The sequence below is a fragment of the Nonomuraea sp. NPDC050691 genome (assembly GCF_040654455.1).
Taxonomy (GTDB): Bacteria; Actinomycetota; Actinomycetes; order Streptosporangiales; family Streptosporangiaceae; genus Nonomuraea.
Genome location: NZ_JBFAIA010000028.1, coordinates 34,067 through 55,414, shown reverse-complemented (window position 1 = coordinate 55,414; position 21,348 = coordinate 34,067). Strand labels below are relative to the sequence as shown.

Below are 21,348 nucleotides of genomic sequence, written 5' to 3'. Positions count from 1 at the left end.
TCAGTAGTTTAGGAGGAGCCTGTCGAGCACCCGCACGCCGAACTGGAGGGCGTCGACCGGCACCCGCTCGTCCACGCCGTGGAACATCGAGGCGAAGTCCATGTCGCCGGGCAGCCGCAGCGGCACGAAGCCGAAGCCGCGAACGCCCAGGTCGGCGAAGAAGGTCTTGTTGTCGGTGCCGCCCGACATGCAGTACGGGACCGCCCGCGCCGTCGGGTCCTCGGCCTTGAGCGCGGCGATCATCGACTCGACCAGGTCGCCGTCGAAGGTGGTCTCCAGCGCGATGTCGTGGTGGACGAACTCGCGGCGCACGCCGGGCCCGATCAGCTCGTCGACGGTCTTGAAGAACTCGTCCTCGTGCCCGGGCAGGAACCGGCCGTCGACGACGGCGCTCGCCCGGCCGGGGATCACGTTGGACTTGTAGCCGGCGTCGAGCTGGGTGGGGTTGGTGGTGTGGTTCAGGGTGGCGCCGACGAAGCGGACCAGCGGCCCGATCTTGTCGAGGATCGGGGCCGGGTCGTTCTCGTCGAAGGGGATGCCGAAGGCGGCGGCGACCTCGGTGAGGAACGTGCGGACCGTCGGGGTGAGGGTGACGGGCCACTCGTGGGCGCCGATCCGGGCGACGGCCTTGGCGACCTCGGTGACGGCGTTGTCGGAGTTCAGCATGGAGCCGTGCCCGGCGGTGCCGTCGGCGATGAGCCGCATCCAGGCCAGGCCCTTCTGCGCGGTCTCGATGAGGTAGAGCCGCAGCGACGGGTCCACCTCCAGGGAGTAGCCGCCGACCTCGCTGATCGCCTCGGTGACGCCCTCGAACAGCTCCGGGTGGTGCTTGGTCAGGTGCTTGGCCCCGTACACGCCGCCCGCCTCCTCGTCGGCGACCCAGGCGAAGACGAGGTCGCGGCGCGGCCGGCGGCCGTCGCGGGTGAGCCGGCGCAGGACGGCGAGCATCATCGCGTCCATGTCCTTCATGTCGACGGCGCCGCGGCCCCAGATGTAGCCGTCGCGGACCTCGCCGGCGAAGGGGTCCACGGACCAGTCGGCCGCGTTGGCGGGCACCACGTCGAGATGGCCGTGCACGAGCAGCGCCGGCAGCGACGGGTCGGTTCCCTCCACGCGGGTGATCACGTTGCCGCGGCCGGGGGCGCTCTCGATGTAGGTGGCCTCGATGCCGACCTCGGCGAGCCGGGCCATGACGACCTCGGCGGCCGCTCGCTCCCCTGGTCCGCTGCCGTCGCCGTAGTTGCTGCTGTCGACGCGGATCAACTCGGTGCAGAGCTCGGCGACCTCGTTCTCGGCGGTGGTCGCGGCAGGGGTCTCGGCGGAAGTCATGGTGTCCTTTCCAGGGTGAGAAGGCCGGACTTGCGGAGATGACCGCGCTTGTAGGCGCGGGTGATGAGGGTGACGTCAGTGCCGGTGACCTCGTGCAGGTCGCCGACGACCTCGGTGAGGAGGCGGTACAGGGCGGCCTCGTGGGCCACCGCCACCTGCACGATGAGGGAGTGGGTGCCGGCCGTGGCGGCGCAGTAGCGCACGTGGGGGTGGGCTGCCAGGGTGCGGCCGACCGTGTCGAGCCCGTCCGGGCGTACCTTGAGCCAGAGCTGGGCCTCCACCTCCAGGCCGAGCAGGACGGGCTCGACCTCGGCCCGCAGCAGCAGGACCCGGCGTTCGAGCAGCGAGGCGACGCGCCGCCGGGCCGTGGGCACGGAGACGTCGAGCCGCTCGGCGATGGCGGTGAAGGCGATGCGGCCGTCGGTGACGAGCAGTTCGGCGATCTCCTGCTCCAGCGGTGACATGCCGTCCTCGTCGGGCAGGGGGCCGGCCGCGGCGGCCGGGCGCAGCTCCGCCACCTCCTGCTCGGTGAGGTACGGCGCGTGCCACTCGGCCACGGTGCGGAACGTGTGCAGCACGACCTGGGTCTGCGTCTGGAGGACCCCGTCGATCACGGGCACCTGCGCGGTGATGATGTCGTGCAGCGCCTCGCGCGAGGGCGAGACCAGCTCGCAGCCGATGTCGGCGACCCCGGTCAGCGAGTAGACCGAGCGCGTGTCGGACCGGTCGGCCAGGGCCTTGGCGACGGCGCCGGCGGTGCCGGGCCGGACCTGGACGTGCACGTGGACGGGCCGTCCGTGGCCGGAGCGGAGGTCGTCGTAGATGGCGGTGACGCGTACCGCTCCCTCGAAGATCAGGCGCTGCAACCGGCGTGCGACCGTGCGCTCGTGCTCGCCGACCGCCCTGCCGATCTCACCCCACGCCGCGCGCGGGCTGACTTGCAGCGCGGCGACCAGCCGGCGGTCGAGAACGTCCACTGAGAGCCGTTTCTATGTCGGGTTTGTAAATATGTGCCGTGCTATTTGACTGTTTCGGTCGTCCACTTGCACAGTAGGCCATACCGCACCTTTCAGCAAAGGAGCCCCCAGTGGCGACCTCCCCCGTTGCGCCGTCCACCGTCGGCATCCCCCGAAGTCGAGTCCGTCAGCTCATGGCGGCCAGCGTCGGGAACGTCGTCGAGTGGTTCGACTGGTACACCTACAGCTTCCTGGCGATCTACTTCTCCATGCAGATCTTCCCCGCGACGGGCAACAGTCTCGTGCCGCTGCTCAGCGGCTTCGCGGTCTTCGCCGTCGGCTTCTTCATGCGGCCGCTGGGCGGGCTGCTCGTGGGCGCCTTCGCCGACCGGTTCGGCCGCAAGGCGGCCATGACGTTCACCATCATCCTGATGGGCGGCGGGTCGCTGCTGCTGGCCGTCACGCCGACGTACGCCGCCGCCGGGGTGCTCGCGCCGATCGTCCTGACGCTGGCCCGCCTCATCCAGGGCCTGTCGGTCGGCGGCGAGTTCGCCGCCGCCACCACGTTCCTCGTGGAGTCGGCCCCGCCCGGCCGCCGCGGCCTGTTCTCGAGCTTCCAGTACGTCAGCACCACGATCGGCCAGCTCCTCGCCTCCGGTCTGGCCGCGCTCCTCGCCTCCACGCTCAGCGAGGACGACATGAGCTCGTACGGCTGGCGCATCCCGTTCGTGATCGGCGCCGTCATCAGCCTCGTCGGCCTGTGGATCCGCAAGGGCGCCGAGGAGACCAGCGCGGTCGCCGAGGAGATCCGCGAGGGCAAGGCCGAGCGGCCGGGGCTGTTCGAGTTCCTCGTGCACTACCCGACCAAGGCCGCGCTCATCGTCGGCATCACGGTCGCCGGCACCGTCTCCTACTACACCTGGACGACGTTCCTGCCGACCTACGCCCAGCTCACCGTGAAGTTCGACAAGGCCGACGCGCTCGCGGTCGGCACCATCTCGCTGCTGTTCTTCATGGTCCTGCAGCCGCTGCTCGGCATGTTGTCGGACCGGATCGGCCGCAAGCCGATGCTCATCACGTTCGGCCTGGGCTTCATGATCCTGCCGGTGCCGCTGCTCGGCATGCTGTCGAACTCCTTCGCCAGCCTGCTGTTCATCCAGTGCCTCGGCATGGTCTTCCTCGGCTGCTTCACGTCCATCTCGGCCGCGGTCAACTCCGAGCTGTTCCCGACCCGGGTGCGCGCGGCGGGCGCGGGCTTCCCGTACTCGCTGACCGTCGCGATCTTCGGTGGCACGGCGCCGCTGATCGGCACCGCGCTGCAGGACGCGGGCAACATGCACCTGTTCCCGTGGTACGTCTCGGCGCTGGCGCTGATCTCCACCTGCGTCTACGCGTTCGCGCTGAAGGAGACCAAGGACCAGCCGCTGAGCTAGGTCACGTGCCGAGGGACCTGCAGGGGCGCCCGCGCAGCTCCTTGACGTAGTCGTCGGGCGCCCCCGCCCGCTCCGCCGCGTCGGCCAGGATGCCGAGGTAGCGGGCGGAGGGCAGGCCGCCCTCGTAACCGTCGAGCACGTAGAACCAGGCGACCTGCGCGCCCTCCAGGGTCTGCACCCGCAGCCGGACCTTGTGGTAGAGGCCGCGGGCCGCGCCCTCCCACTGGTCGAGCGAGTTCTCGTCCCACTCGGGAACGTCGTACAGGACCACGAAGACGTGATCGTCAGGGTCCTCGACGATGGTGGACAGCGCGCCCTCCCAGCCGATGTCCTCACCGCCGAACGTCAGACGCCATCCCTGGAGCCAGCCGACGCCGCGCACGGGAGAGTGCGGGGCGCGCATGGCCATCTGCTCAGGGTCCATGTTGCTGCCGTAGGCGGCGTAGACAGGCACAGCTGACAAGGGTAGCGCGACGAGTGCCGCCCCGTTCGTCGGCAGGCCGGACGATGCGGGAGAATGGTACACGTGACAAGGATCGTGATCATCGGTGGCGGACCCGGCGGATACGAGGCAGCTCTGGTGGCCGCGCAGTTGGGCGCGCAGGTGACCATGGTCGAACAGGACGGGCCCGGCGGGGCGTGCGTGCTGACCGACTGCGTGCCGTCCAAGACGCTGATCGCGACCTCCGCCCGCAAACAGGCCCTGCTCGACGCCCCGTCGCTGGGCGTCAGCTTCTCGGGCGGCGACGACGGCGACATCGGCGCGGCGACCGTCGATCTGCCGCTGGTCAACAAGCGCGTCAAGGAACTCGCCCAGGCGCAGTCGGCCGACATTGAGGCGCGGGTCGCCGCCGAGGGCGTGGAGATCATCAAGGCGCGCGGCCGGCTGGTCGACCCGCAGGTGGTCAGGGCCGGCGACCGCACGGTCCGGGCCGACGTGGTGCTCGTCGCGACCGGCGCGACCCCGCGCGTCCTGCCCGGCGCCGAGCCCGACGGAGAGCGCATCCTCACCTGGCGCCAGCTCTACGACCTGGAGGAGCTGCCCGAGCACCTCATCGTGGTCGGCTCGGGCGTCACCGGCGCGGAGTTCGCGGGCGCCTACCGCTCGCTCGGCGCGGAGGTCACGCTCGTGTCCAGCCGCGACCGCATGATGCCCAACGAGGACGCCGACGGCGCCGAGGTGCTCGAAGAGGTCTACCGCCGACGCGGCATGAACGTCATGGGCCGCTCGCGCGCCGCCTCCGTCAAGCGCACCGCCGACGGAGTCGTGGTGACGCTGGAGGACGGCCGCACCGCCGAGGGCTCCCACGCGCTGATGACGGTCGGCATGGTGCCCAACACCGGCGGCATGGGCCTGGAGGAGGCCGGGGTCCAGCTCGACCGGGGCGGGTTCATCAAGGTCGACAAGGTCTCGCGCACCTCCGCGCCCGGCGTCTACGCGGCGGGCGACTGCACCGGCGTGCTCATGCTGGCCTCGGTGGCGGCCATGCAGGGCCGCATCGCCGTGTGGCACGCGCTCGGCGAGGCCGTCCAGCCGCTGCGGCTGGCCACCGTGGCCTCCAACATCTTCACCGACCCCGAGATCGCCGCCGTCGGCGTGGCGCAGCGGTCCATCGAGGCCGGCGAGATCGAGGCCAACGTGGTCAAGCTGCCGCTCGCGACCAACGCCCGGGCCAAGATGCAGGGCTTCAACGACGGTTTCGTCAAGCTGTTCTGCCGGCCGCACACCGGCATCGTGCTGGGCGGCGTGGTGGTGGCGCCGCGCGCGTCCGAGCTGATCCTCGCGGTGTCGGTGGCGGTGCAGCAGCGGCTGACCGTGGACCAGCTCGCGCACACGTTCGCGGTCTACCCGTCGCTGTCGGGCTCGATCACCGAGGCGGCCCGCCGCCTCATGCAGCCCGAGGCCGCCATCGGCATCTAGCCCTCCCGGGAGGGGCGTAGCGTGACCTGCTCGCGGCGGTGGTCAGGCGGTGAGTGCGTGGCGATCACCGGGGGACGCGCAGCGCGGGATCGTCGTAGGCCGCCCGCAGCCGCTTCTCCGTCAGCGCCCGGCCACTACCTCAGCGACGGGCGCTCGACGCCGGGGGCCACGACGAAGCGCTCCGGGTCCGCCTGGCCGTCCCGGCACAGCCGCCAGGCCCTCGTCCCGGTCAGGAACCGGTCGCGGGGCACGTCGGTGAGCGGGAGCGGCCGCGTCTCGCCCAGCGGGGTCCACCCCTCCTCGAACTCCGGCTCCACCAGACGCCAGCGCCTCTCCGCCGGGTCCCACACGTCGGGGATCATGTGGTCCAGCCACCAGCCGGGCAAGAGGTAGTCGGCGAAGCCGTACCTGGCCCGGGCCGCGATGCCATGGTGCGTAGCGCAGGTTGATCTCGCGGATCCGGTCGGCGGCGATCCCGTGGGCGGTGATGTCGCCGTAGGCCCAGTAGTGGAACACCAGCCGGGCGGCCGCCTCGCGGATCGAGGTCAGGTCGGCGGGGACCGCGTCGATCCATCCGCGCAGCTCACCGGGTCGGTGACGGTGCTCTGGGACGAGTAGAACTCGATCATGGCGCTGCCTCTCACGTCGCGGGCCCCGCCGCACAGTGTGGGCGCCCGCGCCGCCCCGGCACTACCGCTTCTTCCCCACACCGGCTCTTCCAGGGGGCCTGGCCGCAGGGGCGGAAGCGCCCGGGCGTGCGGGGGGAAGGCCGCGCCGTCCTCGGTCGGGCGACCCGGGCACGGGACCGGATCAGCAGGGGACGCCCACGAGGGGATGAGTGACCGGCTCCGTGTCGCCGGTGCGCTCGACTTCCGGGCTCTCGCCTTGACCGGGACGTCGCAACCTGGGCACCGACAGAAATTCGGGCGGACCCAATCGTTGACGTTTGTTGGTATGGAGACCAAACTAATTCACGAGCTGGCGCAAGTCCTAGAAGGAGCCTCCATGCCCTACCGTCCCCCTTTGGTCGCGCACGAGTACTTTGTCGCGGATCCGCCTGAGCTTCCGGTTCGTGCGCGCGGCGAGGGCGGCTTGTCGGCGGTGATCTCCGCCGAGCTGGTCGCGGCCGACGGCGCCGAGGTGATGCTGAAGGCGGTCACCACGGCGGAGGAGGCGCTGGTGGTCCAGGTGGGCGTGGCCGGTGAGGGCGTGATCCGCGTGCGGCTCTCGGAGGACGCGTCGGCCAGGCCACGTTCTGAACGGGCCATCTCCTTGGTGACCCCTGGCACGTACTCAGGGGCCCGTGCCGGGGTCACCCCGGGTGAGCCGATCGTGATCGACGCCGGCTCGATCCGGGCCGAGATCAGCCTCACGCCGTGGCACCTGCGCTTCGTGGACGCCTCCGGCCGGACGCTGGTCGAGCAGGATCGCGGGCACACCGACATCAGCGGCAGGATGCGCACCCTCCCGTTCGGCCGGTCGAGCGCCGACGGGACGGCCGTCGCCTACCACGAGAGCTTCGGCGCGGCGCCCGACGAGGCGTTCACCGGGTTCGGGGAGTCGTTCACGCCGCTGGACAAGCGCGGGCAGCGGCCCGTCATGTGGAACTTCGACGCCTTCGGCGCCGAGTCGCAGCGCGCGTACAAGAACGTGCCCCTGTACCTGTCCAGCAGGGGCTACGGCGTGCTGGTCGACAGCGGCGCGCCGGCGGAGTTCGACGTGTGCCAGTCCACGCACAGCGTCGTGCAGATCCTCGTGCCCGACGACGTCCTCGACTACTACGTGCTGGCTGGGCCGACCCCGTCCGAGGTGCTCGACCGCTACGACCGGCTGACCTGCCGCCCGGCGCTGCCGCCGAAGTGGGCGTTCGGCACGTGGATCTCGTCCGGGTTCTTCGTGGACAGCCAGGAGCGGGTGCTGGCCAGGGCGCGAACGATCAGGGAGAGGGGCATCCCGTGCGACGTGCTCCATCTCGACACGTACTGGCAGAAAGAGGGACACTGGTCGGACCTTCGCTGGGACCCGGAGACCTTCCCGGACCCGGAGGGGATGCTGGCCGAGCTGGATGGGATGGGGTTCAAGGTCTGCCTCTGGATGAACCCGTACGTCTCTCACCTCAGCCCCGCCTTCCTCGAAGCCGCCGAAGCCGGATATTTCCTGAAAACGGCGGGTGGGGAGGCGTACGTCGCCGACTGCTGGCACGGCTCGTTCCCGCCCTGCGGCATCGTCGACTTCACCAACCCCGAGGCCGTCGCCTGGTTCCAGGGCCTGCTGCGCCCGCTCCTGCGCCAGGGCGTCCAGGCGTTCAAGACCGACTTCGCCGAGGGTGTGCCGCACGACGCCGTCGCCGCCAACGGCATGACGGGCACCGACCTGCACAACGTCTACACGCTGCTGTTCAACGACGCCGTCGCCGAGGTCACCCGCGAGGTCCACGGCCACACCCTGGTCTGGGCGCGCTCGTCGTTCCTCGGCGGCCAGCGGCACAGCGCCCAGTGGGGAGGCGACACCTACACCAGCTACGCGGCCATGGGCAGCACCCTGCGCGGCGGGCTCGCGCACGGCCTGTCGGGCGTGCCGTTCTGGAGCCACGACGCGGGCGGCTTCACCGGCCGCCCCACCGACGACCTGTACGTGCGCTGGACCCAGTTCGGCGCCCTGTCGCCGCTGCTGCGCCTGCACGGCACCACCAGCCGCGAGCCGTGGGAGTTCCCCGCCGTCGAGGGGCTGGCCGTCGAGGCGCTGCGGCTGCGCTACCGGCTCATGCCGTACCTCTACTCGGCGGCCGTCGAGGCGGCCAGGACCGGCGCCCCCATGATGCGCGCCCTGTGCGTGGACCATCCGGACGACCCGGTCGCCTGGCAGGCCGACCTGGAGTACCTGCTGGGGCGCGACCTGCTCGTCGCCCCCATGACCTCCCCGGACGGCACGCGCCAGGTCTACCTGCCGCGCGGAGAGTGGGTCGACTACTGGACCGGCGAGGTGCTGGCCGGACCCCGCTACGTGCAGATCGCCAAGCCGCTGGAGCAGGTCCCGCTGTTCGTCCGGCACGGCGCGCTCCTGCCGGTCACCGCCCCCGGTGACACGGTGGACACGCCGGCCGAGCTCGCGCTGCTCGCCTTCGGGGGCGGCGACAGCCGTACAGAGATCCACGACACCGATGGCGAGACCGTCGTCGTGGCCACCCGGGACGGCGACACGCTGCGCGTGGCCGTCACCGGACCGAAACGGATCACCACGGTCGAGTTCGCCCCGGTGGCGGGCGCGCCCGGCCGGGCCGTCATCACTCAGGAGAACGCATGAACAAGTCGATGGGCGTCGCGGTGCTGGCCGCCGTGGCGCTGACGCTGGCGGCCTGCGGGTCCGGCGGCTCTGGCGACGCGGGCGACGGCGGCAAGACCGCCGCGAGCGGCCAGCCGCGCGTGCTCAAGCTCTGGCACTACGAGACGGCCGACAGCGCCATGGGCAAGGCGTGGGCCGAGGCGGTCAAGCGGTTCGAGGCCGCGCACCCCGGCGTGACGGTGAAGTTCGAGGAGAAGGGCTTCGAGCAGATCCAGAAGACCGCGAGCATGGTGCTCAACTCCGACGAGGCGCCCGACATCATGGAGTACAACAAGGGCAACGCCACCGCCGGCCTGCTGTCCAAGCAGGGCCTGCTCGCCGACCTGAGCGAGCAGGCCACCAAGCGCGGCTGGGACAAGCTGCTGCCCGGCGGCCTCCAGGTGACCGCGAAGTACGACGATCGGGGCGTCATGGGCTCCGGCAAGTGGTACGGCGTGCCCAACTACGGCGAGTTCGTCATGGTCTATTACAACAAGGAGCTGTTCGACAAGCACGGCGTCAAGGTGCCGACGACGTTCGACGAGCTCACGGCGGCCCTCGACACGTTCGTCAAGGCCAAGGTGACGCCCATCGCCACGGCCGGCGCCGAGTACCCCGCCCAGCAGATCTTCTACCAGCTCGCCCTCAGCAAGGCGCAGCGGCCGTGGGTGGACGCCTTCCAGTCGTACAAGGGCAAGGTGGACTTCCACGGGCCCGAGTTCACCTACGGCGCGCAGACCCTGGCCGACTGGGTCAAGAAGGGCTACCTCGACAAGAACTCGGCCGGGCTCAAAGCCGAGGACATGGGCGTGGCCTTCATGAAGGGCACGTACCCCATGATGATCAGCGGAAGCTGGTGGTACGGCCGGTTCGCCTCCGAGATCAAGAAGTTCGAGTGGGGCCACTTCCTGTTCCCCGGCGCCACCATGTCGCCCGGCTCCAGCGGCAACGTGTGGGTCGTCCCCGAGAAGTCGGAGAACAAGGACCTCGCCTACGACTTCATCGACATCACGATGAGCAAGGACATCCAGAACCTGATGGGCAACTCCGGCGGCGTCCCCGTCGCGGCCGACCCGGCCGCGATCACCGACCCGAAGAGCAAGGAGCTGATCGAGAGCTTCAACAAGCTCACCACCGCCGACGGCCTGGCCTTCTACCCCGACTGGCCCGCGCCCGGCTACTACGACGTGATGGTGGCGGGCGTCCAGAACCTCATCAACGGCAGCAAGACGCCGGCCCAGGTGCTGGACGAGGTCGCCAAGCCGTACGAGGACAACCTCGCCGACATCGGCAACTAGATGAGGGCTCGCACCAAGGGCTACTGGTGGTATCTGGCCCCCAGCCTGGTCCTGTTCCTCGCCGTGATCGTGGCGCCGTTCCTCATGAACGTCGCCACGAGCTTCACCCGCTGGTCGGGCGTCGGCACGCCGCGCTGGGTGGGGCTGGACAACTACACCCGGCTGCTGGACGACGAGCGCTTCTGGCAGTCGTTCCAGCACAACGTCGGCCTCATCGTGGCCATGGCGATCGTGCCCACCGCGCTCGGCCTGCTCCTCGCGGCCGTCCTGTTCGACTACATCGGCCGCAAATTCGGCACCCGCACGGCCGCCGCGCTGCGGGCGATGTACTACCTGCCGCAGGTGCTGCCCGTGGCGGTGGCCGGCGTCGTGTGGGGATGGATGCTGCACCCGTCGTACGGCGCCGTGAACCAGATCTTCGGCCTCAAGCTGAACTGGCTCGGCGACCCCGATCTCGCGCTGGCCACGGTCATGGCGGTCATGGTGTGGTTCCAGCTCGGCTACCCCGTGGTCATCTTCATGGCCGGGCTCCAGCGGGTGGACCCGGCGCTGCACGAGGCGGCCGAGATCGACGGGGCGTCGTGGTGGCGCAGGTTCTGGCACATCACGATCCCGCAGATCCGGCCGGAGACGTTCGTGGTGCTGCTGACCTGCACGATCGCGGCGCTCAAGGTGTTCGGACCGATCTACGTGCTCACGCGCGGCGGGCCCGGCAACGCCACGATGGTGCCGTCGTACTTCTCGTACCTGAGCTTCTTCCAGAAGAGCAACGTCGGGTACGGCTCGGCCATCGCCACGGTGCTCGCCCTGATCATCATCGTGGTGACGTTCCTGTTCCTGCGCGTGCAGGAGCGTGAGTCATGAGGGCGGGGCCGGGCCGATGGGCCGTGCTGGCGGCGCTGGTCGTGCTGGCCGCGGTGATGCTGTTCCCGTTCCTCGTCGTGGCGGTCAACGCGGTCAAGTCGCCGGCGGAGTACGGCGCCGAGGGTCCGCTGAGCCTGCCGGGCGAGCTGTACCTCCAGGGCATCGCCGACTTCTGGAAGCGCGTCGACTTCGGCGGCAAGCTGTGGAACAGCCTCGTCATCAGCGGTTCGGTGGCGGTGCTCGCGGTCGTGCTCTCGGTGCTCAACGCCTACGCGCTGGGCATCGGCCGGGTACGCGGCCGGCTGTGGATCCTCGCGCTGTTCCTCGTGGCCAACACGCTGCCGCAGGAGGCGCTGGCCTATCCCCTCTACTACCTGTCGAAGGAGGTGGGCCTCTACGACACCAAACTCTCGGTGATCATCGTGTTCACCGCGATCCAGGCCGCGTTCGGCACCTACCTGCTCAGCGCCGTCCTCGGGCAGTTCCCCAAGGAGATCCTGGAGGCGGCGGCCATCGACGGCGCGGGCCGCTTCCGCGCCCTGTGGCGGATCGTGGTGCCCATCAGCCGTCCCACCATCAACGTCCTGCTGATCTTCTTCTTCATCTGGACGTGGAACGAGTTCTTCCTGCCGCTGATCTTCCTCATCTCCAACGACAACCAGACGGTGCCCGTCGCCCTCGGAGTTCTGCAGGGCGAGAAGTACATGGACGCCACCATGTCCAGCGCCTCGGCGCTGCTCGGCATCGTCCCGGCGGTCGCGTTCTTCCTGATCTTCCAACGCACGCTCACCCGAGGCGTCGCCGTCGGCGCCGTCAAGTGATACCCCCGCTCTGGAGCCCCCATGCCCCGACGTTTAAGCCGTACGCCGCTCCTTGCCGCCCTGGCGCTGGCGGCATCGTTCCTGGCCGCGCCCGCGCAGGCGGCCGAGGAGCCGCCCTTCCGTGATCCCGCCCTGCCGCCGGCGCAGCGGATCGACGACCTGCTCGGCCGGCTCACACTGCCCGAGAAGCTGGGCCTGCTGCACCAGTCGCAGCAGGCGATCCCGCGCCTCGGCATCCCCTACCACAAGAACGGCACCGAGGCGCTGCACGGCGTCGCCTGGTCCAACGACCTCGACGACGGCTGGAAGACCAAGTCCGCGAACGGCACGGTCTTCCCACAGGCCGTCGGGCTTGCCAGCACGTGGGACCCGGAGCTGATCAAGCGGGTCGGCGTGGCCGTGGGCGACGAGGCGCGCGGCTACAACGCCGTCAACCCGACCCTGTGGGGTCTCCAGTTGTGGGCGCCGGTGGTGGACCTCCTGCGCGACCCTCGGGCCGGGCGCAACGAGGAGGGCTACTCCGAGGACCCGCTGCTGACCGGCGCCATCTCCACCGCCTACGGCAAGGGTTTGCAGGGTGACGACCCCTTCTACCTGAAGACCGCGCCGGTGCTGAAGCACTACCTCGCCTACAACAACGAGACCAACCGCAGTCTTACCTCCTCCAACCTGACGCCCAAACTGAAGCACGAGTACTACGAGAAGGCGTTCCGGGCCGCGATCTCGGCCGACGCCGCGACCGGCGTGATGGCCTCCTACAACCTGGTCAACGGCCGGCCCAACCACGTCAACTCCGACCTGGACGAGGTCGTCCGGTCGTGGACGGACAAGACGCTCTACAACGTCAGCGACGCCTGGGGCCCGCACGCGCTGACCGACGTGGAGAAGTACTACGACGACAAGGCCGAGGCCTTCGCCGCGGTGCTCAAGGCCGGCCTCGACAGCTTCACCGTGGACGACAGCAACTCGGGGCCGACGGCGCAGCTCCTGACGGCCGCCCTGGAGCGCGGCCTCATCACGCAGGCCGACGTGGACGACGCCGTACGGCACGTGTTGTCCATCAGGCTGCGGCTCGGCCACTTCGACCCGGACGGCGGGCCGTACAAGAAGATCACCAAGGATGTGATCAACAGCCCCGAGCACCAGCGGCTCAACCGGGAGACCGCCGGCAAGGCGGCCGTGCTCCTGCGCAACTCCGGCCTGCTGCCGCTGGCCGGACCGAAGAGCGCCGCCGTCGTCGGACCGCTGGCCGACCGCCTGTACCCCGACTTCTACGGCGGCCAGATGCCCTACCAGGTGACCCCGCTCGACGGGATCAAGGAGCGCGTCCCCGGCGTCACCGGCGGCGCAGGACTGGAGCGGATCGCGCTCAAGCACCTCGGCTCCGGCAAGTACCTCACCGCCACCGGCTCAGGCCCGAACGACAACGTCGCACTCACCGACACCGCCCCCACCCCCGCCTCCCAGTGGGATCTGACCGACTGGACCGGCGGCGTCTCCACGCTGCGCAACGCGGGCAACGGCAAGCTCCTCGGCGGCGACTCGCGCTCCCTCGACACCGACGACGCCGAGCCCAACGGCTGGTACGTCCAGCAGCAGTTCGCGCTGGAGAAGCAGGCCGACGGCTCCTACCTGGTCCGCTACGCCGGCTACGAGAGCATGGAGAGCTGGTACGGCCTGCCCGACCCGTACGTGACCGTGAACGCCGACGGCACGCCCGGCCTGGCCCCCAAGGCGCAGGCGGCCCGCTTCGCCAAGGAGGTCGTCTCCGACGGCGTCGCTGCGGCGGCCGAGCAGGCCCGCAAGGCGGAGGTGGCGGTCGTGGTGGTCGGCAGCCACCCGTTCGTGGCGGCCCGCGAGGTCCACGACCGCGACAACCTCCAGCTCGGCGAGGGGCAGCGGCGGCTGATCGAGGCCGTGAGCAAGGCCAACCCGAAGACCGTGGTCGTGCTGGAGACCAGCTACCCGGTCATCGTGGACGCCCCGACCCTGCTGTGGACCACCCACGCCGGCGCCGAGACCGGCCACGCGGTCGCCGACGTGCTCTTCGGCGACGTCAACCCGGCCGGGCGGCTCACCCAGACGTGGTACGCCACCGACAAGCTGCCGAGCATCCACGACTACGACCTGGTCAAGACCGGCATGACGTACCTGTACCACCAGGACAGGCCGCTCTACGCCTTCGGTCACGGCCTCAGCTACACGACCTTCGGCTACCAGGGCCTGCGCGTCCACGGCCAGCAGGTCAGCGTCAAGGTCACCAACACCGGCAAGGTGAAGGGCGAGGAGGTCGTCCAGCTCTACACCCACCAGCAGCGCTCCCGCTTCCAGCAGCCGGTCAAGCAGCTGCGCGGCTTCCAGCGGATCGCGCTGGACCCCGGCCAGAGCAGGACCGTGACGTTCCCGCTGAAGCGGTCGGACCTGGCCGTGTGGGACCACACGCGGGGCAAGTGGGTCGTGGAGGCGGCCACGCACGACGTGCTCGTGGGCTCCTCCTCCGACCAGGTCCGGGCCCGGGCGACGCTCCAGGTGGCCGGCGAGACCGTCCCGGTGCGCGACCTCACCAAGGCCACGCGCGCCATGGACTTCGACGGCTACTCCGGCGTGGAGTTCGCCGACGAGTCCAAGGTCCGCGGCGACGTCGTGGCCGGGTCGGCGGGCGACTGGATCTCCTTCACGGGCGCCTCGTGGGGCTCCCGCCTCACGGCGGGCGTCGCCTCGGTCGGCGGCGGCTCGGTCGAGCTGCGGCTCGGCTCGCCCACCGGCGCGCTGCTCGGCACCGCCCAGGTGCCGGCGACCGGCGGCGTCTACCAGTACGGCACGGCGAGCGCCACCGTGAAGCCCGGCAGGGGCGACCTGTACGTCGTCTTCAAGGGAGACCTGCGGCTCAAGGACCTGCGGCTCAGCCGGTGATTGGTTGCTAGTTCAAACTATTGACCTGACGTGAGACGTGTGTGAGCCTCGAGGTCGAGGCTCACATGCGCGAAGGCGAGGCGACGGTCAGGGTCCCCGAGACCTGGTCGTGCATGGAGGCCATCCGGGCGGGCGGCACCTTTGGGCACGCATGCCCGGAAAGGGTTACCCCCCATGTCGAGACGGTTGTTCAGCACGCTCCTGGCCGTCGCCGTCGCCCTCGCGGCGGTCGTCGTCAGGATGGCGCCGGTCTCCGCCGTCGCCGCCGATCCCTACGCGTTCAAGAACGTCAGGATCGACGGCGGCGGCTTCGTCCCCGGCATCGTCTTCAACCCCACCGAGCGCAACCTCGTCTACGCCCGCACCGACATCGGCGGCGCCTACCGCTGGAACCAGTCCACCAGGTCCTGGACCCCGCTGCTCGACTGGGCCGGCTGGGACAAGTGGGGCTACAACGGCGTGATCAGCCTCGCCACCGACCCGGTGGACACCAACCGCGTGTACGTCGCGGCCGGCATGTACACCAACTCCTGGGACCCGAACAACGGCGCGGTCCTGCGCTCCGGCGACAAGGGCGCGACCTGGCAGGCGACCGCGCTGCCGTTCAAGCTCGGCGGCAACATGCCGGGCCGCGGCATGGGCGAGGCGCTGGCCGTCGACCCGAACAAGAACAGCGTCCTCTACCTCGGCACCCCCAACGGCAACGGCCTGTGGCGCAGCACCGACTACGGCGTCACCTGGGCCAAGGTGACGAGCTTCCCCAACGCCGGCAACTACGCCCAGGACCCGAGCGACCCCAACGGCTACCTGAGCCACAGGCCGGGCGTGGTCTGGGTGACCTACGACCCGCGCTCGTCCGCCAAGGGCACCGCCACCAAGACGATCTACGTGGGCGTCGCCGACAAGGACAACAGCGTCTACCGCACCACCGACGCGGGCGTCACCTGGTCGCGCGTGGCCGGCCAGCCGACCGGCCATCTCGCCCACAAGGGCGTGCTGGACACCGCCAACGGCTACCTCTACATCGCGACGAGCGACACCGGCGGCCCGTACGACGGAGCCAAGGGCGACGTGTGGCGCTACGCCACCGCGACCGGCGCCTGGACCCGGATCAGCCCCATCCCGTCGTCCAGCTCCGACGACTACTTCGGCTACAGCGGCCTGACCGTCGACCGGCAGAAGCCGGGCACGATCATGGTGGCCACGCAGATCTCCTGGTGGCCGGACGTGATCTTCTTCCGGTCCACCGACTTCGGCGCGACCTGGACCCGCGTGTGGGACTGGACCTCGTACCCGAACCGCAGCTTCCGCTACAAGCAGGACATCTCGGAGAACCCGTGGCTGACGTTCGGCGCCAATCCGCAGCCCCCTGAGGTCACGCCCAAGCTCGGCTGGATGACCGAGTCGCTGGAGATCGACCCGTTCGACTCCAACCGCATGATGTACGGCACCGGAGCCACGGTCTACGGCACCGAGGACCTCACCAAGTGGGACTCGGGCACCCAGTTCACCATCAAGCCCATGGCCAAGGGCCTGGAGGAGACGGCGGTCCTGGACCTGATCAGCCCGCCGAGCGGCGCGCCCCTGGTCAGTGCCCTCGGCGACGTCGGCGGCTTCCGCCACACGAACCTGGACGCCGTGCCGTCGATGATGTTCACCTCGCCCGTCTTCACCTCGACCACCAGCCTGGACTACGCGGAGAAGTCGCCGTCGATCATGGTCCGGGCCGGCAGCTTCACGGACTCCGACCGTCCGAACGACAGCCACGTGGCCTTCTCCACGGACGGCGGCGCCAACTGGTTCCAGGGCACGGAGCCGGGCGGCATCGACGAGGGCGGCACCGTGGCCGCCGCGGCCGACGGCTCCCGCTTCGTGTGGGCGCCCAAGGGCGTCACGCCCGTCTTCTCGGTGGGTTACGGCAACTCCTGGCAGCAGGTCCAGGGCCTGCCGACCGGGGCGATCGTCGAGTCGGACCGGGTCAACCCGATGACCTTCTACGGCTACAGCGGCGGACGCCTGTACGTCAGCACCAACGGCGGCGCCACCTTCACCGCCTCGGCCGCGACCGGCCTGCCCTCCACCGGCACCGTGCACCTCAAGGCGCTGCCGGGCAAGGAGGGCGACGTGTGGCTGGCCGGCGAGACGGGCCTGTTCCACTCCACGAACGGCGGCTCGTCGTTCACCCGGCTCGGCAACGTGACGAGCGCGGTGAACGTCGGCTTCGGCAAGGCGGCCCCCGGGCAGAGCTACCCGGCGGTGTTCGCCGTGGCCACGATCGACGGTGTCGCCGGGCTCTTCAGGTCCGACGACGCGGGAGCCGGCTGGGTGCGGATCAACGACGACAAGCACCAGTACGGCAACATGGGCGAGGCGCTGACCGGCGACCCGCGGATCTACGGCCGGGTCTACCTCGGCACCAACGGCCGCGGCATCATCTACGGCGACCGCACCGGCCCGACGCCCACGGTGACGCCCACAGTGACGCCCACAGTGACGCCCACAGTGACGCCAACGGTCACGCCCACGGTGACGCCGACCGCCACCCCCACCGTCACCCCGACCGTCACGCCGACCACGGGGAAGGCGTGCGTGGCCACGTACACCGTCGGCAACCACTGGCCGGGCGGCTTCGGGGCCGAGGTCACCGTCAGGAACATCGGCTCGTCGGCCACCACCGGCTGGAAGGTCACCTGGACGTACGGCGGCGACCAGAAGATCAGCCAGTTGTGGAACGGCACCCTGAGCCAGTCCGGCGCCGCCGTCACCGTGACGAACGCCGGCTACAACGGCGCCCTCCAGACGAACGCGACCACCTCGTTCGGCTTCAACGCCTCCTTCACCGGCACCAACACCACCCCCGCGGTGTCCTGCACGGCATCGTGACCTGAGCGAGGGCTGGCCGGGGAGACCCGGTCAGCCCTTGATCGCCCCGAGGAGCACGCCCTTGGTGAAGTGCCGCTGCACGAACGGGTAGACGAACAGCACCGGCACCAGCGCGATGACCACGATCGACATCTGGATCGCCAGGTTCGGCGGCAGGCTCTGCCCGGCCGCCACCGCGTCGGCGCTCTGTCCCGCGAACATCGACTGGCCCTGGTAGACGTACTGCCGCAGCACGAGCTGGAGCGGCCACTTGGCCGTGTCGTTCAGGTACAGCACGGCGTCGAAGAACGCGTTCCAGTACCCGACGGCGTACAGCAGGCCGATCACCGCGATCACGCCCCGCGACATCGGCAGGACGATCCGCCGCAGGATCGTGAACTCGCTCGCCCCGTCGACGCGCGCGCTGTCGGTGACCTCGCCCGGGATGCTCATGAAGAACGCCCGCATCACCACCAGGTTGAAGGCCGTGACCGCCACCGGCAGGATCAGCGACCAGTACGAGTCGATCAGCCCGAGCCCGCTCACCACCAGGTACTTCGGGATCAGCCCCGGCCCGAACAGGAACGTCAGCAGCACCAGGAACAGCAGCGGCCGGTGCAGCAGCGAGCCGGGCCGCGACAGCCCGTACGCGGCGAGCGTGGTGACGGTCAGGCTGATGAGCGTGCCCACGGCGGTCACGCCCAGGCTCACCAGCACGGCCCGCGTCACCACGCCGCCCGCGAACAGCTCCCTGTAGGCGCCGAGCGACATCTCGCCCGGCACGGTGACCAGCCCGCCCGCCCGGGTGACCGCCTCCTGCGTCGACAGGCTGGTCACCACCACCATGTACACGGGGAAGACGACGGCGACGACGATCGCGGTCAGCACGACCGCCTTGCCCGTGCGCCCGATCAGGGAGGGCCGCTCCGCCCAGGATGCCGCGTTCATGATCTCTTGTAGATCCCCTGCTCGCCGAACCGGTGGGCGACCTTGTTGGCCACCAGGATGAGGATGAGCCCGACCACGCCCTTGACCAGGCCCGCCGCCGCGCCGTAGCTCCACTCGCCGGTCAGCAGCGTGCGCCAGTAGACGAACGTGTCGAGCACCTCGGCGGCGTCGCGGCCGACCGCGTCGCGCTGGATGAAGAACTGCTCGAAGCCGACGTTGAGCGCGTCGCCCAGCCGCAGGATGAGCAGCAGGATGACGACCGGCCGCAGGCCGGGCAGCGTGACGTGCCACAGGCGCCGCCAGCGGCCCGCGCCGTCCACGGCCGCGGCCTCGTGGAGGTTCTGGTCGATCGCGGCGAGCGCGGCCAGGAAGATGATCGCGCCCCAGCCGGCGTCCTTCCAGATGGTCTCGCCGGTCACCAGCAGCAAGAACGTATCCGGATTTGTCATGATGTCGATGCCGGAGTAGCCGTGGTCGCGCAGGGTCTGCGACAGCAGTCCCGCCCCGCCGAACATCTGCTGGAACAGCGTCACGACCAGCACCCACGAGAAGAAGTGCGGCATGTAGACGACGCTCTGGATCAGCAGCCGCAGCCGGGGCCGGATCACGCTGTCCAGCAGCACCGCGAGCACGATCGGCACCGGGAAGTAGAAGACGAGCTGGAACGCGGTGATGGTGAGCGTGTTCAGCGTCGCGTCCCAGAAGCTCGCGTCCAGCATGAGCCACTGGAAGTTCGCGATCCCCACCCACGGGCTGTCCTTGACGCCCACGTACGGCGAGTAGTCCTGGAAGGCGATCACGTTGCCGAGCAGCGGCACGTAGTGGAAGACGAGCAGCAGCCCGATCGCCGGGACCGTCATCAGCAGGAGCTGCCAGTCGCGCCGCAGCCGGGCCCTCAGTCCCGCCGGCCGGGCCTTGCCCGTGCCGGCCGGTCGCGTGGTGTCCGGGGCGGCGGGCGCGGTCAGGTCACCCGCCGCCCCGGAGTCTACGGAGCGGTCAAGCACGGCCGTTGTCCCGCAGAACCTTCAGGTAGAACGCGCGGGCCTCGTCGCCGCCGTCGCGCCGCCACTCGGCCGCGATCTGCTTGGCGTCGCCGACGGGCCGTCGGCCGCGCATGATGTCGGTGAACTTGTCCTCCGTCGGCACCTGCAGACCCGCGTACTTGCCGGGCCGCTGGATCCTGATCCCGTCGAACGGGGTCTTCTCGATGTACGGGAACGTGGCGTTCTGCCAGGCCAGGTTGGCCTTGGTGGCGTCGGGGAACGGCCAGTCCACGTACAGCGGCCGGCCACCGAGGAAGCCGTAGGTGTAGGCGACCTCCTTGCTGCCGAGGTCGGTGGGCTTGGGCACGCCGTCGGAGCCGAGCGTGAAGTGCTTGCCCTTGACGCCGTAGTTGGACAGCTCGTACTCCTTGGTGCCGTACGGCGCCGCGCACCAGTTGAGGATCGACAGCAGCTCCTCCACCTGGGCCTTGGGCGTGCCCTTCCGGATGAAGGTGAACAGTCCCGCCGCCATGTTGTGGTACATGATCGGCGTGCCGCCGTCGTGGGAGAAGACGGGGAAGACGCCCAGCGCGAAGCCGGGGTTCTTCGGCCGGTGCTGCTGGAGCAGCTCCTTCCAGCCGCCGAGGCCGTCGCGGTAGATCAGGATCTGGCCGGCGCCGATCAGCTCCTTCTCGTTGGCGCCCTTGCTGCTGGTCACGCTCGGGTGGATGAGCTCCTCGGCGAACAGCTTGCGCATCCACTCCAGCATGAGCTCCCACTCGGGGGTCTCGTACTTGTGGACCAGCTTGCCGCCCTCGTAGCGCCACTCCTGCGGCACCTTGAAGATCGGCCAGGCCATCTCGTGGATGTCGCCGAACGCCCACCGCTTGGCCTTGGCGTCGGTGATCTCCTTGCCGAGCTGGTAGAGCTCGTCGGCGGTCTTGGGGTTCTGGTTCCAGCCGTTCTTGTCGAACAGGTCCTTGCGGTAGAGCAGCCCGTACGGGAACGGCTCGGTGGGGTAGGGCACCGCCATGAGCTTGCCGTTCCAGACCGACCACTCCCAGGCGGCCGTGGGCAGGTTGGCGAGCAGCGGGTACGCCTTCGCCTTGTCGCCCTGGAGGTACGGCGTGAGGTCCTCGAAGGCCTGGTCGACGGCCTTGTTGAAGTCGGCCATCTTGTCGATCTCCCAGTTGGGGATGCACATGAGGTCCGGGATGTCGCGGGCCGCCAGGCGGGCGATGGCCTTGTCGGCGTACGTCACGCCGTCGGTGATCTGGAACTCCAGGGTGGCGCCGATGTCGGCGTTGACCGCCTGGAAGTAGGAGTTGCTCGCCAGGCCGGGCGGCGGCGGGCCCCAGAGCGGGGTCATGGCCTTGTAGCTGCCGCCCTTGCCGGCCTTCTGTGTGAGCGCGGGGACGGGGTTGGCCGGGTAAGAGCTGAACCCGCCGCTGATGTCCGGGACGCCGGGGAGAGTGGACTTCGTGCCGGGCAGGTCGGGCCTGACCGCCTCGAAGGGGACGTACGTCGGCACGAGGGCCTTGAGCTTGTCGCCGGCGGCGGCGGTGGCGCCGCCGGTGCCGGGCCGTGGGGTGCTGGGCGGGCTGCAGGCCGACAGCACGCCGGCCGCCGCCGTGAGTCCCACGAGTCCGAGGAACCCGCGCCGGGTGGATGCCTGAGTGGAAGGCCGAGCGGTCGAAGC

General features: G+C 70.0%; 15 protein-coding genes. 8 read left to right on the top strand and 7 right to left on the bottom strand.

Annotated features, from left to right (window positions below; genetic code table 11):
- Together AB0H81_RS14570 and AB0H81_RS14565 are read right to left on the bottom strand one after the other, a co-directional pair.
- Positions 1-1,329, bottom strand: coding sequence for a M20/M25/M40 family metallo-hydrolase (locus AB0H81_RS14570; protein ID WP_358374060.1), 1,329 nt, complete (start codon positions 1,327-1,329; stop codon positions 1-3).
- Positions 1,326-2,306: an Lrp/AsnC family transcriptional regulator gene (locus AB0H81_RS14565; protein ID WP_358374057.1), complete on the bottom strand. Its 981-nt coding sequence runs from the start codon at positions 2,304-2,306 to the stop codon at positions 1,326-1,328. Before AB0H81_RS14565 ends, AB0H81_RS14570 begins: the two co-directional genes overlap by 4 nt.
- A 110-nt stretch (positions 2,307-2,416) precedes the next feature.
- On the opposite strand from AB0H81_RS14565, the gene AB0H81_RS14560 reads away from it, so the two are divergent.
- Positions 2,417-3,718, top strand: coding sequence for an MFS transporter (locus AB0H81_RS14560; protein WP_358374054.1), 1,302 nt, complete (start codon positions 2,417-2,419; stop codon positions 3,716-3,718).
- Between the two features lies 1 nt (position 3,719).
- Here the strand turns inward: AB0H81_RS14560 and AB0H81_RS14555 are convergent, their stop codons facing one another.
- Positions 3,720-4,172, bottom strand: coding sequence for a gamma-glutamylcyclotransferase (locus AB0H81_RS14555; protein WP_358374051.1), 453 nt, complete (start codon positions 4,170-4,172; stop codon positions 3,720-3,722).
- Between the two features lie 72 nt (positions 4,173-4,244).
- On the opposite strand from AB0H81_RS14555, the gene AB0H81_RS14550 reads away from it, so the two are divergent.
- A complete protein-coding gene (locus AB0H81_RS14550) occupies positions 4,245-5,639 on the top strand; it encodes an NAD(P)H-quinone dehydrogenase (RefSeq protein ID WP_358374048.1) in 1,395 nt (464 codons plus the stop codon).
- A gap of 134 nt (positions 5,640-5,773) precedes the next feature.
- Here the strand turns inward: AB0H81_RS14550 and AB0H81_RS14545 are convergent, their stop codons facing one another.
- The gene (locus AB0H81_RS14545) at positions 5,774-6,001 is read right to left on the bottom strand and encodes a hypothetical protein (RefSeq protein WP_358374045.1); all 228 of its coding nucleotides are present in this window, start codon (positions 5,999-6,001) and stop codon (positions 5,774-5,776) included.
- A gap of 643 nt (positions 6,002-6,644) precedes the next feature.
- Here AB0H81_RS14545 and AB0H81_RS14540 point away from each other — a divergent pair.
- The 6 genes from AB0H81_RS14540 (at position 6,645) to AB0H81_RS14515 (ending at position 17,739) form a co-directional block, all read left to right on the top strand.
- Positions 6,645-8,942, top strand: a complete 2,298-nt coding sequence (locus tag AB0H81_RS14540; protein WP_358374042.1) for a TIM-barrel domain-containing protein — start codon at positions 6,645-6,647, stop codon at positions 8,940-8,942.
- Positions 8,939-10,258 (top strand): extracellular solute-binding protein, encoded by a 1,320-nt coding sequence (locus tag AB0H81_RS14535; RefSeq protein ID WP_358374038.1) that lies wholly within the window; start codon positions 8,939-8,941, stop codon positions 10,256-10,258. The genes AB0H81_RS14540 and AB0H81_RS14535 overlap by 4 nt, the downstream gene beginning before the upstream one ends.
- Positions 10,259-11,122 (top strand): sugar ABC transporter permease, encoded by an 864-nt coding sequence (locus AB0H81_RS14530; RefSeq protein ID WP_358374035.1) that lies wholly within the window; start codon positions 10,259-10,261, stop codon positions 11,120-11,122.
- Complete coding sequence (locus AB0H81_RS14525) at positions 11,119-11,943, top strand: carbohydrate ABC transporter permease (RefSeq protein ID WP_358374032.1); 825 nt, start codon at positions 11,119-11,121, stop codon at positions 11,941-11,943. Before AB0H81_RS14530 ends, AB0H81_RS14525 begins: the two co-directional genes overlap by 4 nt.
- Positions 11,944-11,964: 21 nt before the next feature.
- Positions 11,965-14,856: a glycoside hydrolase family 3 C-terminal domain-containing protein gene (locus AB0H81_RS14520; protein WP_358374029.1), complete on the top strand. Its 2,892-nt coding sequence runs from the start codon at positions 11,965-11,967 to the stop codon at positions 14,854-14,856.
- Between the two features lie 174 nt (positions 14,857-15,030).
- Entirely contained in the window at positions 15,031-17,739 is a 2,709-nt protein-coding gene (locus tag AB0H81_RS14515) for a cellulose binding domain-containing protein (RefSeq protein ID WP_358374026.1), read from the top strand.
- Between the two features lie 30 nt (positions 17,740-17,769).
- Here AB0H81_RS14515 and AB0H81_RS14510 read toward each other — a convergent pair whose 3' ends face one another.
- The 3 genes from AB0H81_RS14510 to AB0H81_RS14500 are packed head-to-tail and all read right to left on the bottom strand — an operon-like array spanning position 17,770 to position 21,291.
- The gene (locus AB0H81_RS14510; protein ID WP_358374023.1) at positions 17,770-18,666 is read right to left on the bottom strand and encodes a carbohydrate ABC transporter permease; all 897 of its coding nucleotides are present in this window, start codon (positions 18,664-18,666) and stop codon (positions 17,770-17,772) included.
- Positions 18,663-19,670, bottom strand: coding sequence for an ABC transporter permease subunit (locus AB0H81_RS14505; protein ID WP_358374020.1), 1,008 nt, complete (start codon positions 19,668-19,670; stop codon positions 18,663-18,665). Before AB0H81_RS14505 ends, AB0H81_RS14510 begins: the two co-directional genes overlap by 4 nt.
- Complete coding sequence (locus AB0H81_RS14500) at positions 19,663-21,291, bottom strand: sugar ABC transporter substrate-binding protein (RefSeq protein WP_358374017.1); 1,629 nt, start codon at positions 21,289-21,291, stop codon at positions 19,663-19,665. Before AB0H81_RS14500 ends, AB0H81_RS14505 begins: the two co-directional genes overlap by 8 nt.
- Positions 21,292-21,348: the final 57 nt, after the last annotated feature.